The 14,851-nt window shown below is 61.1% G+C and carries 16 protein-coding genes; 8 read left to right on the forward strand and 8 right to left on the reverse strand.

The window, feature by feature from the left end; translation table 11 throughout:
* The first annotated feature begins 170 nt into the window (after positions 1 to 170).
* On the forward strand, positions 171 to 1,247 hold the full coding sequence (locus tag J3P82_RS17380) for a 3-deoxy-7-phosphoheptulonate synthase (protein WP_434557935.1): 1,077 nt from the start codon (positions 171 to 173) through the stop codon (positions 1,245 to 1,247).
* 85 nt (positions 1,248 to 1,332) lie between these two features.
* Here J3P82_RS17380 and J3P82_RS17385 read toward each other — a convergent pair whose 3' ends face one another.
* Positions 1,333 to 1,614 carry a GNAT family N-acetyltransferase gene (locus J3P82_RS17385; RefSeq protein ID WP_434557936.1) on the reverse strand — a complete coding sequence of 94 codons (282 nt, stop codon included), beginning with the start codon at positions 1,612 to 1,614 and terminating at the stop codon, positions 1,333 to 1,335.
* A gap of 636 nt (positions 1,615 to 2,250) precedes the next feature.
* On the opposite strand from J3P82_RS17385, the gene oprI reads away from it, so the two are divergent.
* Positions 2,251 to 2,502, forward strand: a complete 252-nt coding sequence (gene oprI / locus J3P82_RS17390) for an outer membrane lipoprotei OprI (RefSeq protein ID WP_003183784.1) — start codon at positions 2,251 to 2,253, stop codon at positions 2,500 to 2,502.
* 124 nt (positions 2,503 to 2,626) lie between these two features.
* Here oprI and J3P82_RS17395 read toward each other — a convergent pair whose 3' ends face one another.
* The 3 genes from J3P82_RS17395 to J3P82_RS17405 form a co-directional block, all read right to left on the reverse strand.
* A complete protein-coding gene (locus J3P82_RS17395) occupies positions 2,627 to 3,598 on the reverse strand; it encodes a L,D-transpeptidase family protein (protein WP_434557937.1) in 972 nt (323 codons plus the stop codon).
* A gap of 142 nt (positions 3,599 to 3,740) precedes the next feature.
* The gene (locus tag J3P82_RS17400) at positions 3,741 to 4,034 is read right to left on the reverse strand and encodes a hypothetical protein (RefSeq protein ID WP_047226351.1); all 294 of its coding nucleotides are present in this window, start codon (positions 4,032 to 4,034) and stop codon (positions 3,741 to 3,743) included.
* Between the two features lie 56 nt (positions 4,035 to 4,090).
* A complete protein-coding gene (locus tag J3P82_RS17405; RefSeq protein ID WP_434557938.1) occupies positions 4,091 to 4,696 on the reverse strand; it encodes an arylesterase in 606 nt (201 codons plus the stop codon).
* Between the two features lie 10 nt (positions 4,697 to 4,706).
* On the opposite strand from J3P82_RS17405, the gene J3P82_RS17410 reads away from it, so the two are divergent.
* The 3 genes from J3P82_RS17410 to greB are packed head-to-tail and all read left to right on the forward strand — an operon-like array spanning position 4,707 to position 8,426.
* A complete protein-coding gene (locus J3P82_RS17410; protein WP_434557939.1) occupies positions 4,707 to 5,390 on the forward strand; it encodes an ABC transporter ATP-binding protein in 684 nt (227 codons plus the stop codon).
* A complete protein-coding gene (locus tag J3P82_RS17415; RefSeq protein WP_434557940.1) occupies positions 5,390 to 7,894 on the forward strand; it encodes an ABC transporter permease in 2,505 nt (834 codons plus the stop codon). The genes J3P82_RS17410 and J3P82_RS17415 overlap by 1 nt, the downstream gene beginning before the upstream one ends.
* Positions 7,895 to 7,928: 34 nt before the next feature.
* A complete protein-coding gene (gene greB, locus J3P82_RS17420) occupies positions 7,929 to 8,426 on the forward strand; it encodes a transcription elongation factor GreB (protein ID WP_434557941.1) in 498 nt (165 codons plus the stop codon).
* Between the two features lie 157 nt (positions 8,427 to 8,583).
* Here greB and J3P82_RS17425 read toward each other — a convergent pair whose 3' ends face one another.
* The 3 genes from J3P82_RS17425 to J3P82_RS17435 form a co-directional block, all read right to left on the reverse strand.
* Complete coding sequence (locus tag J3P82_RS17425; RefSeq protein WP_434557942.1) at positions 8,584 to 8,892, reverse strand: class I SAM-dependent methyltransferase; 309 nt, start codon at positions 8,890 to 8,892, stop codon at positions 8,584 to 8,586.
* Positions 8,893 to 9,144: 252 nt separating this feature from the next.
* Positions 9,145 to 9,579 carry a DoxX family protein gene (locus tag J3P82_RS17430; protein ID WP_186610526.1) on the reverse strand — a complete coding sequence of 145 codons (435 nt, stop codon included), beginning with the start codon at positions 9,577 to 9,579 and terminating at the stop codon, positions 9,145 to 9,147.
* Positions 9,580 to 9,676: 97 nt separating this feature from the next.
* Complete coding sequence (locus J3P82_RS17435) at positions 9,677 to 11,098, reverse strand: transglycosylase SLT domain-containing protein (protein ID WP_434557943.1); 1,422 nt, start codon at positions 11,096 to 11,098, stop codon at positions 9,677 to 9,679.
* Between the two features lie 234 nt (positions 11,099 to 11,332).
* Here J3P82_RS17435 and J3P82_RS17440 point away from each other — a divergent pair, with 234 nt between their 5' ends.
* The 3 genes from J3P82_RS17440 to J3P82_RS17450 all read left to right on the forward strand — a co-directional run bounded on the left by J3P82_RS17440 (position 11,333) and on the right by J3P82_RS17450 (position 13,959).
* Positions 11,333 to 12,142 (forward strand): TatD family hydrolase, encoded by an 810-nt coding sequence (locus J3P82_RS17440; RefSeq protein WP_434557944.1) that lies wholly within the window; start codon positions 11,333 to 11,335, stop codon positions 12,140 to 12,142.
* A 105-nt stretch (positions 12,143 to 12,247) separates the two neighbouring features.
* Positions 12,248 to 13,465 carry a methyl-accepting chemotaxis protein gene (locus J3P82_RS17445; protein ID WP_434557945.1) on the forward strand — a complete coding sequence of 406 codons (1,218 nt, stop codon included), beginning with the start codon at positions 12,248 to 12,250 and terminating at the stop codon, positions 13,463 to 13,465.
* 131 nt (positions 13,466 to 13,596) lie between these two features.
* Positions 13,597 to 13,959: an Mpo1-like protein gene (locus tag J3P82_RS17450; RefSeq protein WP_186610522.1), complete on the forward strand. Its 363-nt coding sequence runs from the start codon at positions 13,597 to 13,599 to the stop codon at positions 13,957 to 13,959.
* Between the two features lie 14 nt (positions 13,960 to 13,973).
* Here the strand turns inward: J3P82_RS17450 and J3P82_RS17455 are convergent, their stop codons facing one another.
* Complete coding sequence (locus J3P82_RS17455; protein WP_434557946.1) at positions 13,974 to 14,771, reverse strand: acyl-CoA thioesterase; 798 nt, start codon at positions 14,769 to 14,771, stop codon at positions 13,974 to 13,976.
* Between the last annotated feature and the right edge of the window lie 80 nt (positions 14,772 to 14,851).

The raw sequence follows: 14,851 nt of genomic DNA on the forward strand, positions 1-14,851 counted from the left end.
TGACGCCCGTGGCCAGGGAGCTTGCCTGCCGCAATTAAACCGGCCCCTGCCCATTGTCGAGCCACCTCCTAACGCGCTAAGGTTCGGCTCCCCGGCGCGCTTAAATCCGCTGTGCACCGCCGCGCGGGGAATCGCTGGCGGCCGGCACCCGTGACCTGACGAGTAACACGATGGCTGATTTACCGATCAATGACCTTAACGTCGCCTCCAACGAGACCCTCATCACGCCTGACCAGCTCAAGCGCGATATCCCCCTGAGCGACACTGCCCTGCGCACCGTGACCAAGGGCCGGGAAGTCATCCGCAACATTCTCGACGGCACCGACCACCGCCTGTTCGTCGTCATCGGGCCCTGTTCGATCCATGACATCAAGGCTGCCCACGAATATGCCGAGCGCCTGAAAGTGCTTGCGGCGGAAGTTTCCGACACCTTGTACTTGGTGATGCGTGTGTATTTCGAGAAGCCTCGGACTACCGTCGGCTGGAAAGGCCTGATCAACGACCCGTACCTGGACGACTCCTTCAAGATCCAAGACGGCCTGCACATTGGTCGCCAGCTGCTGCTGGACCTGGCGGAAATGGGCTTGCCCACCGCGACCGAGGCCCTCGACCCGATCTCGCCGCAATATTTGCAGGACCTGATCAGTTGGTCCGCCATTGGCGCGCGCACCACCGAATCCCAGACCCACCGCGAAATGGCCTCCGGCCTGTCGTCGGCCGTAGGCTTCAAGAACGGCACCGACGGCGGCCTCACCGTCGCCATCAACGCCTTGCAGTCGGTTTCCAGCCCGCATCGTTTCCTGGGCATCAACCAGGAAGGCGGCGTATCGATCGTGACGACCAAGGGCAACGCCTACGGCCACGTGGTGCTGCGCGGCGGGAACGGCAAGCCGAACTATGACTCGGTCAGCGTCGCGCTGTGCGAACAGGCCCTGAACAAGGCGAAGATCAAGCCGAACATCATGGTCGATTGCAGCCACGCCAACTCCAACAAGGATCCGGCGCTGCAACCGCTGGTCATGGAGAACGTCGCCAACCAGATCCTGGAAGGCAACCAGTCGATCATCGGCTTGATGGTCGAAAGTCATCTGAACTGGGGCTGCCAGGCAATCCCGAAGGACCTCGCCGACTTGCAGTATGGCGTCTCCATCACCGATGCCTGCATCGACTGGAGCGCGACCGAGAAGACCTTGCGCGGCATGCACGCCAAGCTAAAGGACGTACTGCCAAAGCGTCAGCGCAGCTGATCGGCCTGCTTCGCCTATAAAAAGTCAACGCAATAAAAAACGCCGGGCTTCGCAGTCCGGCGTTTTTTATTGGAATCTTCGTGCGTCAGAGTTTCGCCGCGTGCCGCTGGTGACGCTCCATGTAGCGCTCCACATACGAGCAGGACGGGATCACCGTGTAGCCCATTTCTTCAGCGTAGTGGAGCGCCGCCTCGGTCAACTTCGCGGCAATGCCCCTGCCACGCAGCGCGTTGGGCACGAACGTGCGATAGATGTCCAGGGTCTGCTTGCCCAGGTCCATGTAGGTCAGATAGGCACGATGACCGTCCACATTGGTCTCGAACTGATGACCAGCCTGGTCATGGTGGATGGAAACCGCCTCGCTCATCACTACTCCTCGCGGGTCTGAATGCTGACCCCTACCTTACCGATGTTTTTCCGGCGAAGGAACATCTACGCCACCCCGTGCCTGTCTGGTCACCGAGCGCAAAAAAACCAATCGCTCAAACCCGAGCACGTCGTGAATAGTAGGCACCAATGACGCAAATGCTCAAGGCACGCCTGTCACTGAAGGGATAAACCCGACGGGTTTATCGATTGAGCGTCACTTTCACGCGGTAGTCGGTCACGGCGCAATAGCTGAACATCGCCAGTTGTTGAGTCTTGAGACGAGCGCCGGTTGTTAAAGTCACCGTCTGCAGCAATAAAAGATACCTTGGACGGCTGTGCAAAAAATGAGCAAAAGTCTAGGCGAATCAATAAGCAGCGACTTTAGTGTGCTCGGGTGAGTTAGCGCGTCAACGGAACTTTTCTTCAACCACGCGCTCCATTCCGACGGTGGCGGCTGTGTGTTTTTTAAACAGCACTCAGAAAAGTTGCCTGAAAAAGAATCACCGCCTACAATTTTTTTGCTTCTTGCGCTACGTCAGTTTACTTACTACAAGTAATGAGTAGTATGTACGCCGGCTAACTCCTCACTCTGGGGAGACAGTCACTAAATAGAAAGTCCTTGAAGGGGAACACGATGAACAACGTTCTGAAATTCTCTGCTCTGGCCTTGGCCGCAGTTCTGGCTACCGGTTGCAGCAGCGCATCGAAAGAAACCGAAGCACGTCTGACTGCTACCGAAGACGCAGCAGCTCGCTCCCAAGCTCGTGCAGACGAAGCTTACCGTAAAGCTGATGAAGCTCTGGCTGCTGCTCAAAAAGCACAACAGACTGCTGACGAAGCTAACGAGCGTGCTCTGCGCATGCTGGAAAAAGCTAGCCGCAAGTAATAGTCCTTCGGGATTGTTATCGAGCCGACCCATCACTGGGTCGGCTTTTTTATTGCCCGGCGTTTTACAGGCGATAAAAAACCCGCCGACCTCGTGAGACGTCGGCGGGTTGCTTTCGGACAGGCTATTGCGTGAGGTCAATCGGCGCGCTGGAGACCATCGGGGCCGACGTGTTGGGAACAGCGACCTCCACCGGCAAGCCGTCTTCGGCAGCCACTACGTCACGCACCACGTCCCAGTTCATGCGCAGGTTGCTGGTGATGTCTTCACGCTTGAGCATCGCATTGATGACCGCCGTGTGCTTGTCCACCACGGACGGGTTGCCCTTGTCGTCCAGCGGCGTATGCGCTTCCAGATACACCTTGCCGCCGCTCAGGCCCAACTTGTACGGGTCGTTGATGATTCGTACCGACGTACCCACCGGCACCATGCCGGCCATCTCCAGCACGTTGTTATTGAACATCCGGAAGCAGCCGTGGCTGGTGCGCATGCCAATGCCGAACTTCTTGTTCGAACCGTGGATCAGGTAACCCGGCGTCCCCAGGGTGAACTTGAACGGGCCCAGCGGGTTATCGGGACCGGCCGGCACGACATTGGGCAACGGGTCGCCATCGGCGGCATGCTCGGCCTTGATCGACGCCGGAGGAGTCCAGGTCGGGTTCGGCGTCTTGGCGATGATGCTGGTGTGGGCAATGGGCGAGCCCCAACCTTCACGACCGATCCCCAATGGGAAGGTGTAGACGACGTTCCGCCCCTTGGGGAAATAGTAGAGGCGGTATTCGGCGAGATTGATCACGATGCCTTCGCGCGGGCCCGGCGGCAGGATGAAACGGGTCGGCAAGACAATTTCAGTGCCAGCGCCCGGCAACCACGGATCGACCCCGGGGTTGGCGGCGACCATCTCGGTGTAGCCCAGGTCGTAGGTGGTGCCCAGGTCCGCGAAGGTGTCTTCGTATTTGGCCTTGATGACTTGCACCTGTCCGACAATGTCTTCACCCGGTGGTGGCAGGGGCAACTCCAATGCGGCAACGGGCCCAGCCATACACAGGGCGGCAAGAGACAGGCAGCGGGCGACGGCAGGCAAGCGCGGCAACATCCGGGAAATCCTTCGCAGATCGAACAGAGGGGTCAAGCGGCGATTGTACACTGCCGTCGGTTAGTTCGGGGAGAGCGGCGCTGAGGCGTCCGATGCGCAGCAGGTCTGGGAACTGAAATGAAATCCTATGGAAGCGAGCGGGTTACAACTCGAACCGCAGCTCCGGCCAGATCGGCGAAGTGCCACGCTTCTGTGATTCGAGGATCGCCCGGCACAACGAACAGAGGCGATGGTCCTGGAATATCTTGCGATCGACCGCCGACCAGCGTGGCTGGGCCGGCAAAAGACTGCCGCAAAGGGTCCGGTCGGCCGAGCCGCCAAGTTCCAACTGCCGGGTCACCAGATGAACCCGCACTTCCTGGCAGGCGAACAGGTCCAACTGCTCGTCAGGCTCGATCAGTTGGTAGGCAAACAGGGACCAGGCGGGACGCGGCATCGGGGGCTCCAAATCGGGGGCGCCACATTAGCCGAAACACCGCCTGTAGAAAAGCGTCAAAGCAGCGGTTTCAGCGCCGGCCAGACATTTTCCAGCAACTTGCCCTGGGCCGCGACGGACGGGTGCAATCCGTCGCCTTGCATCATCCCGGGTACGCCGCCGACGTCCTTGAGGAAAAACGGCACCAGGGGCACGTTCTTCTCTTCGGCCAAGGTGCTGTAGACCCGCGCGAAGGCATCGGTGTAGCGCCGCCCATAGTTGGGAGGCAACTGCATGCCCAGCAAAAGCACCTTGGCACCGCTGGCACGGGAGCTGTCGATCATCGCTGCAAGGTTTTGTTGCAATTGTGTTGGCGGCTGTCCGCGCAAGCCATCGTTGCCCCCCAGCTCCAGGATCACCAGGTCCGGCTTATGGGCTGCAAGCAGCGTCGGCAGGCGCGCCAGGCCTCCCGCACTGGTGTCGCCACTGATAGACGCATTAACCACTTTATCGTCGAAACCCTCGGCCTTGAGCCGTTGGTCAAGCAACGACACCCAGCCTTGGCGGGTATCCAGGCCGAAAGCCGCGCTGATACTATCGCCAACGATCAGGACAGTACCCGCCGCTGCGTTCTGGACCATGCACATCAAGGCCAGGCCGGCACTCAAAAACCACACACGCATCGGATTCTCCATGGGCTCAAGCATTCTCACCGCGACGGACCTTAGCAAAGTGGTACCCAGCGCGGAAGGTGAACTGACCATCCTGCACGAACTCAGCCTGGAACTGAACCAGGGCGACAGCCTGGCCATCGTCGGCGCGTCCGGTTCCGGCAAATCCACGCTCCTTGGCCTGTTGGCCGGCCTCGACCTGCCCAGCAGCGGTGAAGTGATACTTGCCGGCCAGGCCCTCAGCGCACTGGACGAGGACCAGCGAGCCCGGATCCGCGCTGAACATGTCGGGTTTGTCTTCCAGTCGTTCCAATTGCTCGACAGCCTCAATGCACTGGAAAACGTCATGCTCCCGCTGGAGCTGGACGGTCGCAAGGACGCCCGGGAACGCGCCACGCAACTGTTGCAACGAGTCGGGCTCGGGCAGCGGCTGACCCACTCGCCACGCCAGCTCTCCGGCGGCGAACAACAGCGCGTTGCCATCGCCCGCGCCTTTGCCGCCGAACCCGACGTGCTGTTTGCCGACGAACCGACCGGCAATCTCGACAGCCACACCGGCGAACGCATCAGCGACCTTCTGTTCGAGCTGAACAAGGAACGCGGCACGACGCTGGTGCTGGTGACCCACGACGAACGCCTGGCCCATCGCTGCCGGCGCCTGATCCGACTTGAAGCCGGCCAGATGGTCGCGCCCCTGGAGCCTTGATGGCACGCTTGCCCCTGTTGCGTCTGTTCAGTCTTGCCGTCCGCCAGTTGCTGCGCGATGCCCGCGCCGGCGAGCTGCGCGTGCTGTTCTTCGCCCTGTTGGTGGCGGTCGCGGCGAGCACCGCCATCGGTTACTTCGGCGCCCGGCTCAACGGCGCGATGATGATGCGCGCTACCGAATTCCTAGGCGCCGACCTGCTGCTAGAAGGCAGTTCCCCTGCCCGCCCGGAACAGATCCGCAGCGGCATTGAGCTGGGCCTGGAACACGCCCGCGTGGTGGAGTTCTCCAGCGTTGTCGCTACCGACAACGGCATCCAGCTGTCCAGCGTCAAGGCGGCCGATGACATCTATCCCCTGCGTGGCGAGCTGAAAAGCGCCCCGGCGCCCTTCGGCCAGGAAGAAACCGGCGGGCGCCCCGCTCCGGGAGAGGCCTGGGTCGAAGCTCGACTGCTGACGGCGTTGGAGCTGAAGATCGGCGACAGCATCGATGTCGGCAACCAGACGCTTCGCCTGAGCCGGGTGCTGACTTATGAACCGGATCGCGCCGGCAACTTCTACAGCCTGACCCCCCGCGTGCTGATCAACCTCAAGGACCTGGATGCCACGGGCGTGGTGCAACCCGGCAGCCGCGTCAGCTATCGCGACCTGTGGCGAGGCCCGGCGCCGGCACTGCAGACCTATCGCGACCTGATCAAGCCTGGCCTTGAGCCCAACCAGCGCCTGCAGGATGCCCGCGACGGCAACCGCCAAATCGGCGGCGCCTTGGGCAAGGCCGAGCGCTACCTGAACATGGCCAGCCTGGTAGCCGTGTTGCTGTCCGGTGTAGCCGTCGCCCTCTCCGCCAACCGTTTCGCCACGCGGCGCTTCGACGCCAGTGCGCTGCTGCGCTGCCTTGGCCTGTCGCGCCGCGAAACCATGATGCTGTTCAGCCTGCAACTGACCGTGCTGGGCCTGCTAGCCAGTATCAGCGGCGCGCTGCTCGGCTGGATCGCGCAGTTGGGGCTGTTCGCCTTGCTGCATGACCTGTTGCCCACCACCGTGCCGCCGGGCGGCCTGTTGCCGGCGGTCGCCGGGATCGGCACCGGGCTGGTGGCATTGGCGGGTTTCGCCTTGCCACCGCTGGCCGCACTGGGTCGGGTACCGCCGTTGCGGGTGCTGCGCCGGGACATGCTGCCGATCCCCTCGAGTACCTGGGTCGTCTACGGTGCCGCATTGGGTGCGCTCGGGCTGATCATGTGGCGCTTGAGCCTGGACCTGGTGCTGACGTTCGCCCTGCTCGGCGGCGGCGTGATTGCGGCGCTGGTGCTTGGTGGGCTGCTGCTATTGCTGCTGCAAAGCCTGCGCCGGATGTTGGCTCGCGCCTCGTTGCCCTGGCGGCTGGGATTGGGCCAGTTGCTGCGTCATCCCTTGGCGGCGGCTGGCCAGGCCCTGGCGTTCGGCCTGATCCTTTTGTCGATGGCACTGATCGCGCTGCTGCGCGGCGAATTGCTGGATACCTGGCAGAACCAGCTGCCAAAAAACGCCCCGAATTACTTCGCCTTGAACATCCTGCCCAATGACAAGCAGGCGTTCAGCGACAAGTTGATGCAATTGTCGGCGCAGTCAGCTCCACTGTACCCCGTGGTACCGGGACGGCTCATCAGCATCAATGGCGAGCCGGCCAAGGAATTCGTCACCAAGGACTCGGCCGGCGACCGCGCATTGCAGCGTGACCTGAGCCTGACCTGGGCGGCGGACCTGCCCGCGGGCAACGTCGTCACGGCTGGGAGCTGGTGGCCTCAGCAGCCGCCGGACGATATTCCAGGGGTCTCGGTGGAAGGCAAGGTCGCCGACAATCTCAAGATCAAGCTGGGCGACCGCCTGGTGTTCAGTGTCGGTGGCCTGAATCGGGAAGCGAAGGTCACCAGCCTGCGGGAGATCAACTGGGACAACTTCCAACCAAACTTCTTCATGATCTTCCAGCCGGGAACGTTGAAGGACCTGCCCGCCACTTACCTCACCAGTTTTTACCTGGCAGCCGGCCACGACCAGCAGATTGTCGACCTGTCCCGGGCCTTCCCGGCCGTGACAATCCTGCAGGTCGAAGCTCTGCTCGAACAACTGCGCAGCATCCTCGCCCAAGTAACGCTGGCGGTGGAATATGTATTGCTGTTCGTACTGGCGGCGGGAATGGCCGTGCTGTTCTCGGGCTTGCAGGCCACGCTCGACGAGAGGATTCGCCAAGGCGCGCTGCTACGTGCCCTGGGCGCCGAGCGTAAGTTGCTGATCAAGGCCCGGCGCATCGAATTCGGCCTGCTCGGGGCGGTCAGCGGTTTGCTCGCGGCACTGGGGTCGGAACTGGTGAGCCTCGTGCTTTACCGGTATGCCTTCGATCTGCCCTGGCATCCGCATCCGTGGCTGTTGATCCTGCCTCTGGTAGGGGCATTGCTGATTGGTGCTGCAGGCGTGTTCGGGACCCGCCGAGCGCTCAACGCCAGCCCCCTGACAGTGTTACGCGAGGGTTGATAGACTGGCGGCTTTGCCCTGACAAGAAGTTGCCATGAGCCGCTACCGCCCTCCCCGCACCGCCGGCACCGCGCTGATTACTCCCGAAGGGGAAGCGCGGATGCGCGCTGAACTGCATGAGCTATGGCATGTACGCCGCCCCCAGGTGACCCAGTCGGTCAGTGAAGCGGCGGCCCAAGGCGATCGTTCGGAAAATGCCGAATACACCTATGGCAAGAAAATGCTTCGGGAAATCGACAGCCGCGTGCGCTTTCTCACCAAGCGCCTCGAAGCGCTCAAGATTGTCAGTGAAAGGCCCAGCGACCCAAACAAAGTCTATTTTGGTGCCTGGGTGACCGTGGAAGATGTGGAAGGCAAAGAATCGCGCTATCGCATCGTCGGGCCCGATGAGTTGGATCTGAAACTGGGCCTGATCAGTATCGATTCACCGCTGGCGCGGGCATTGATTGGAAAAGCGCTAGATGCAGAAGTCAAGGTTCATACCCCTGCCGGAGAGCAGCTTATATATATAACTTGCATAGAGTACTTATGAGCACTGCACGCTCACCCAACAATGAAACAATGCGGCACAATACAACCCGCTTTTGAATTTGACATCAATTCGTTCATGCAAGAAACGACGCGAAGCGACATCGTGCTCAATTGCATGCACGCCAACCAGTTCAGGGCGGCAGCCAAGGCTAACGACGCTAGCGACGGGTAATCAGCCCTTGCCTGGCTACGCGGGTCAGTTGCCGGATCATTTCGGGGGCATCCGCCTTCCCTGGCGACTGGATAACCGCCAGGTCGAAACTGTCATTGGCAAAACGCGCCAGCGATTCACCGTCTTCGACAAACTGGATCAGGAAGGCCGCGGGTCCATGACTGCGCCGCGGCCAGCCGTCCAGATAACGCAACAGCGTCGGCTGATGGCTACCGCCCAGGAGAATTTTCGGATTGCGTTGGACAAGGTTCGCCGTGATTGGCGCAAGACGTACGAGGGGGCTGGGTGCGTTCATTGTGTCGTGTCTCTGCCTCAAAAGTCTGCATGGCAGGTGAGAGGCAACACCGAACCAGCGCTTTAGCGGTATTTCGAAGCCTGGATTACCGGCTTCTGACGGCAACTGAAATGAGTCGCCTGGCGCCCCGCAAGTAGCTGTTTAAATCGGCGCATGAGCAGCATCCTAGAGAAGCTGACTGGCCAGTGTCAAGAATTGGCCTCCATCAAAAAGGCCCGTACAAGACGGGCCTTCGATGATTCAAGCAGGTAATCAGTGGGCGATGGCGTTATCGACGGACAGCTTGCCCGCACCCTCGATCAGCACCGCGATGCTGCCGGCCAGCAAAGCCAAGGCAAACTCATAACCGTTGTTGGCCATGAACAAACCATTGCCGATGTGCACGGAGAAAATCGCCACCAGCGACAGAATCGCCAGACCCAGCGCCGCAGGACGCGTCAGCAGGCCGATGATCAGTGCAAGTCCGGCAAAGAATTCGGTGCCGCCCGCCAGTGTCGCCATCAGATACCCCGGCGTCAGGCCGATGCTTTCCATCCACTGTGCCGTACCCGCCAAGCCATAACCACCAAACAGGCCGAACAGTTTCTGCGAGCCGTGGGCGGCAAAGATGATCCCGACAACGATGCGCAGGACCGTCAGGCCGTAGCCAGCGCGGGAAAAGAGAACTTTGTTGACGAACGTGCTCATGGTGCATTCCTTGGTAAGGTGTGGTTGGACGCCATATTAATCAAATAAACCAATGGAAAAAGCGCAAATATTCCGCCATAACAATCGGTTTATTTGATTATTTGCGCACGACTATCGCTTGGCCCTGGGGCTCCAGCGATTCCCGCTCGCGATCAAACGCCAGATAGTACTTGTTCACGCTATTAACGTAGCTGACCGCGCCCATTCCCACCTGCTCCATGGCGATGCGTTCGACCTGGAAAAACCACTGGTTGGGGTTCAAGCCCCGTCGCCGGGCCTCGGCGCGCATACCCTGGACCCGCTCGGGCCCCATGTTGTAGGCAGCCAGGACAAACGCCATGCGTTCGCGCTCGTTGAGCTTGGGGCTGGCGAAAAACTTGCGGCGGATCATCGCCAGGTACTTGGCGCCGGCCTGCACATTGGCGTCGAGGTTATGGATATCATTGACCCCGACCCGCTGCGCCGCGGACGGCGTGATCTGCATCAGGCCCGTCGGGCCGCTGCCGCTGCGCGCATTGGGTTGCAGGGCCGATTCCTTGAACGCCAGCGCCGCCAGGTTGAGCCAGTCCATGCCCTGGGCCTGGGCATGCTTTTGCAGCACCGGGCGGAGTTTCTCCAGGCGCTGGCGATTGGCCCGGGCCAGCGGATAGTGAACTTGATACAAGCGGCGGTAGATACGCAGGAACGCGGCATCCGGGTTGGACGGGGCCTTATAGCCGGCAAGGAATCGATCGATACTCGCCCGCAGCATCGCGGCGTCGCGGTGTACGAACCAATACTCGTCGCTTGGCTCGCCAATCAGCAGTTGCCGGTCGAAACGCAGCTTGGGAAGAATCTTGCCCCAGCGTTCGGCGATGGGCTGCTCGACGATAGTCAGGTGAAAGATTCCGCCTTGGACCATCTCCAACACATCCTCGACCGCCAGGGTTGGATCGACCCACTCGATCTTGACGGGCTGCAGCTTGAGCAGCGCCAGCTTCTGGTTGATCTGGCTGACGGCGTCGCCCGCCGCGCTGCCGTTGGGCAGGGCCAGTGTCTTGCCGGACAGCTGTTCCACGCGCGTGTAGCGCTTCTCGCCCTTGATGCCCACCAGCAGCAAGGGCACATCGGTGCGGATCGGATCGCTGGGGCTCACCGCATGGCCAGGTTGCGGCTCAAGCAACTCGCCTGGCGCCACCAGGTCCCCTTCCCCACGCTGCAAGGCGCCAAGCAGCTGATCCTTGGCCTTGGGAATGATCTTGAGGGTGATTTCCTGGCCATCCCGGGCATGCCCGTTGAGGTATTGTTCGAAAGCCCGCAATCGATGATATTCGACGCCGATGGGTTGGCCCTGGACTTCACCGGAACTGTTGCGGCTCTGGTTGACCAATACTTTCAAGACCCGGCTGCTGCGGATTTGCGCCAGGTCGCGCACCGTGCCCGGCGCCACCACCTGCACCGGGCCGGGCAGCCGCGCCTCGGCCGGCATCGGCAACAGCAACGAACCACACAGCAAAAGCAACACCTGGGGACGTGTCATCCACTCTCCGAATGGGTATTGCCGAGCCATCCTGTGGAAAACCGAGGCTGGACCGGACAAAACAGAGCACCTTGGGCGCTGAAAAGTGCGAAAGACTGGCACAACGATGGCAACGACACCACCCCGACCCGTCTCGTGGCCTCAACAGACAGCCGCAACTCATTGTAGTTCTTGGCTTTTCTTATAAATCTACAGCTCTGATATGCTGGGCGGCCTTTGGGCCGAGGTAGCACCATGCAACTCATCGATATCGGCGTCAACCTGACCAACCCCAGTTTCGCCGACAAACACCAGGCGGTGCTCGAGCGCGCCTATGAAGCCGGGATCTGCCAACTGGTATTGACCGGCACCAGCATCGAGGGCAGCGAACAGGCCCTTGAACTCTGCCAGCAGCTTGACGAGGACGGCAATCGACTATTTTCCACGGCCGGCATTCATCCCCACAGCGCAAGCGATTGGACGGCCGACAGCGCCAGGCATTTGAAAGACCTGCTCAAGCAAAATCGTGTCCGCGCGGTGGGTGAATGCGGGTTGGATTTCAATCGCGATTTCTCCCCGCGCCCGCAGCAGGAAAAAGTCCTGGAAGAACACCTTGCCCTCGCGGTGGAGTTGCAACTGCCAGTATTTCTCCACGAGCGCGACGCCGATCAACGCTTGCTGGAGATACTCCGGGATTTTCGTGACCAGTTGCCTGCCGCCGTGGTGCATTGCTTTACCGGTGAAAAAAAAGCGCTGTTCAGCTATCTCGATCTGGATTTGCATATCGGTATCACCGGCTGGATCTGTGACGAACGCCGAGGCACGCATCTGCACCCATTGGTGCGGGAAGTACGCCGAGGCAGGCTCATGCTCGAAAGCGACGCGCCCTACCTGTTGCCGCGCACGCTACGGCCCAAACCCAAGCACGGTCGCAACGAGCCAGCCTACCTGACGGAAGTCTTGCGTGAAGTGGCCCTGCACCGGGGCGAAACCCAGGAAGACCTGGCGGCCCACAGCACAGCATGCGCCCGGGCGTTTTTCGGCTTGCCCGTCCTTAGCGAATAAACCGAATCCCTTGTCCGTTGACCCACATCAAAACCCCGGCACCTGGATAGCTGCACAATACTGGCACCTTGCCAATGCTGTTTCCGCTATCAGAGAAAACCTTCCATGGGTGCCTGGCTTAGCAATATCTCGCTGAAGTATAAATTCTGGGCGGTCAATGCGGTCGCCTTTGTCACCACGTTGCTGTTAGTGCTCTATGCCATGCACCTTGAACAGCAAGTCCGAGGCGTGAGCCTGGGCCAAGTGTTCGGCGAACGCTTCAGTCAATATGCAGTGGCGGTGTTTGTGCTGATGCTGGCGATGCTCGGTGCGTCGCAATTACTCATCCGCTTTCTGCTCAGTCAGCTCAACACCTTGAAAGACGTGATGCTGCATGTGGAAAGGACCGGCGACCTGTCCGCCCGCGTGCCTTTGGCCTGCCGGGACGAAGTGGGCCAGATGGCCGCCGCGTTCAACGCCATGCAGGGCGGGTATCAGCGCGTGGTCGACACCGTTGCCAGCACCGCTCGGCAACTGGACAGCGGCGCGGCGCGCCTGGCGTCGAGCATGAACGAAGTGCGCCAAGGCATGCTTGGCCAGCAGAGCGAGACCGACCAGGCCGCCACTGCGATCAACGAGATGTCCGCCACGGTTTATCACATCGCCCAGCACGCCGGCGCCACCCGCGACCTGTCGAAAACCACCGACACGCTGGCCGGCAACGGGCGCGAAGTCGTCAGCCGCGTACAGCAGTCAATCACCGGATTGTCCGCCGGCGTGCAGCAGACCGCCGAGATGATCCAACGGCTGGCCGAAGACAGCCAGAAGATCAACAGTGTGGTCAACGTGATCCACAGCATCGCCGAGCAAACCAACCTGCTGGCCCTCAATGCCGCCATCGAAGCGGCGCGGGCCGGGGAAATGGGCCGGGGCTTTGCCGTGGTGGCCGATGAGGTCCGCAACCTGGCCAAGCGGGTCCAAGCCTCGACCGATGAAATCACCACGATGGTGTCGGCGTTGCAGGCAGGAACCCGCGACGCGGTGGATTTCATGCAAGAGAGTTCGCTCAAGGCCGACGATTGCGTGCAACAGGCATGTGAAGCCGGCGACGCGTTGACGCAGATCACCGAGGCGGTGGCGCAGATGCGCGAGAGCAACACGCAGATTGCCGTCGCAGCCGAGCAGCAAAGCCATGTCGCCGAAGAAATGAACCGAGTGGTGGTGAGTATTCGCGACGTGACCGAAAACACCGTGCGCCAGACCGTGGAGTCAGCCGCCACCAGCCATGAACTGGCGACGCTGGCGGGGGCGTTGAACAAGGCGATTGGGCAACTCAAGCTTTAGCCATTGCTCCTGTGGCGACATAAATACGCTATAGCCGCCTATCGTTGCGATAGTCAACCGCGATTCGCCGCCCTGCCCGGCCGGGCCTATTCTTGGGTTATTCGGACTTCACAGACTCAAGGAACAGCATCATGGGCAAACGTCACCCCAACCTTCCGGCCTGGCAATGGCGCGCCTACCCCGACAATCATCGCCACCCGACCAACCTGGTCCTGCACTTGATCGCGGTGCCGCTGTTCATCATCGCCTTTCTATTGATCGTATCGGGCGTCTTCAGCCTGAGCCTGGGCGATGTCGCCATCGGCGTGATCGGGCTGCTCGCTGCACTGGGGTTGCAGCGCCACGGCCATAGCCTGGAAAAGCAAGCATCCGAGCCGTTCAGCGACCGCAAAGACGCAATGTCGCGCCTGCTGGTGGAACAATTCCTGACCTTTCCTCGATTTTTCCTCAGCGGTGGTTGGTGGCGCGCCTGGCGGGAACGCCACCGTCACTGAATCGCCGAACCGCCTCAGCCGAAAATCGTGACTGTCTGCCGGCTCATGGCAATCAGACGACCGTCGGCACTCCAGAATTTCGCCGCGACATGGCCATAACCGTCCTGGGCGTGTTCGATCTCGGCCAGGTACTGGCACCAATCCAGCGTGGTGAGTTCCAGTAGCGGCTGGACGAACTCGATGGTCCAGGTGAGCGTGCTGCCCGGCGCCATTTGCGTGAGGTGCGGCAACAACGCCGGCGGCCAGGCGTCGACCAGCGCCAGAATGTGGCCTTCGTCCAGCGGCTCCTCTTTCACATCGCCGCGCAGGCGCACCCAGCCGCCCATGCTCCGGGATTTATTGCCGGTGAAGGGCAATCCGCCGACACTCCAGCGCATCGCCAGGTGCCGCATGAACTCTGGCGTGGCGCCTTTGACATAGGGCAACTCCTGGCACTGCTCGACAGCCTTGAATGCCGGCGCAGGATCAGCCTGCACCGCCACGACCGAGGATCGTGACGCGCCGAAACTGCCCTGGACGATCGTCACCACCTGCCCACCCTGCACGGCGCGCCCCAACACTTGGCTGACGGCCTTGCCTTCACGCAATACGTCGACTTGGAAACTCACCGGCACGTCGGGCGCGACCGGGCCGACAAAGGTAATCGCCAGCGAGCGAACCGGGCGATCCGCCGGAACCCGCGCACGCATCGCCTCGTATTGCAACGCCGCCACCAGGCCGCCAAAACTGGCACGCCCCTGGCCCCATTGAGGCGGGATCGTCACGGCCTCTGGCTGATGACGCACCGCATCGATCAAATCGGAAAAGCGCATGGCAACCTCGAAGACAGGGAAAACGATGAAGGATCTTAACTATCCCGAGCGGGCAGTACAGCGCTCATTCCGGCCAAAGA

Origin of the sequence: Pseudomonas sp. Z4-20 (genome assembly GCF_051131955.1) — a bacterium.
Lineage (GTDB): Bacteria > Pseudomonadota > Gammaproteobacteria > Pseudomonadales > Pseudomonadaceae > Aquipseudomonas > Aquipseudomonas marvdashtae.

Bases quoted from the DNA above. Each gene is read 5' to 3' on its own strand.
- J3P82_RS17380 (WP_434557935.1), top strand. From the start codon at position 171: ATGGCTGATTTACCGATCAATGACCTTAACGTCGCCTCCAACGAGACC.
- J3P82_RS17385 (WP_434557936.1), bottom strand. From the start codon at position 1,614: ATGAGCGAGGCGGTTTCCATCCACCATGACCAGGCTGGTCATCAGTTC.
- oprI (WP_003183784.1), top strand. From the start codon at position 2,251: ATGAACAACGTTCTGAAATTCTCTGCTCTGGCCTTGGCCGCAGTTCTG.
- J3P82_RS17395 (WP_434557937.1), bottom strand. From the start codon at position 3,598: ATGTTGCCGCGCTTGCCTGCCGTCGCCCGCTGCCTGTCTCTTGCCGCC.
- J3P82_RS17400 (WP_047226351.1), bottom strand. From the start codon at position 4,034: ATGCCGCGTCCCGCCTGGTCCCTGTTTGCCTACCAACTGATCGAGCCT.
- J3P82_RS17405 (WP_434557938.1), bottom strand. From the start codon at position 4,696: ATGCGTGTGTGGTTTTTGAGTGCCGGCCTGGCCTTGATGTGCATGGTC.
- J3P82_RS17410 (WP_434557939.1), top strand. From the start codon at position 4,707: ATGGGCTCAAGCATTCTCACCGCGACGGACCTTAGCAAAGTGGTACCC.
- J3P82_RS17415 (WP_434557940.1), top strand. From the start codon at position 5,390: ATGGCACGCTTGCCCCTGTTGCGTCTGTTCAGTCTTGCCGTCCGCCAG.
- greB (WP_434557941.1), top strand. From the start codon at position 7,929: ATGAGCCGCTACCGCCCTCCCCGCACCGCCGGCACCGCGCTGATTACT.
- J3P82_RS17425 (WP_434557942.1), bottom strand. From the start codon at position 8,892: ATGAACGCACCCAGCCCCCTCGTACGTCTTGCGCCAATCACGGCGAAC.
- J3P82_RS17430 (WP_186610526.1), bottom strand. From the start codon at position 9,579: ATGAGCACGTTCGTCAACAAAGTTCTCTTTTCCCGCGCTGGCTACGGC.
- J3P82_RS17435 (WP_434557943.1), bottom strand. From the start codon at position 11,098: ATGACACGTCCCCAGGTGTTGCTTTTGCTGTGTGGTTCGTTGCTGTTG.
- J3P82_RS17440 (WP_434557944.1), top strand. From the start codon at position 11,333: ATGCAACTCATCGATATCGGCGTCAACCTGACCAACCCCAGTTTCGCC.
- J3P82_RS17445 (WP_434557945.1), top strand. From the start codon at position 12,248: ATGGGTGCCTGGCTTAGCAATATCTCGCTGAAGTATAAATTCTGGGCG.
- J3P82_RS17450 (WP_186610522.1), top strand. From the start codon at position 13,597: ATGGGCAAACGTCACCCCAACCTTCCGGCCTGGCAATGGCGCGCCTAC.
- J3P82_RS17455 (WP_434557946.1), bottom strand. From the start codon at position 14,771: ATGCGCTTTTCCGATTTGATCGATGCGGTGCGTCATCAGCCAGAGGCC.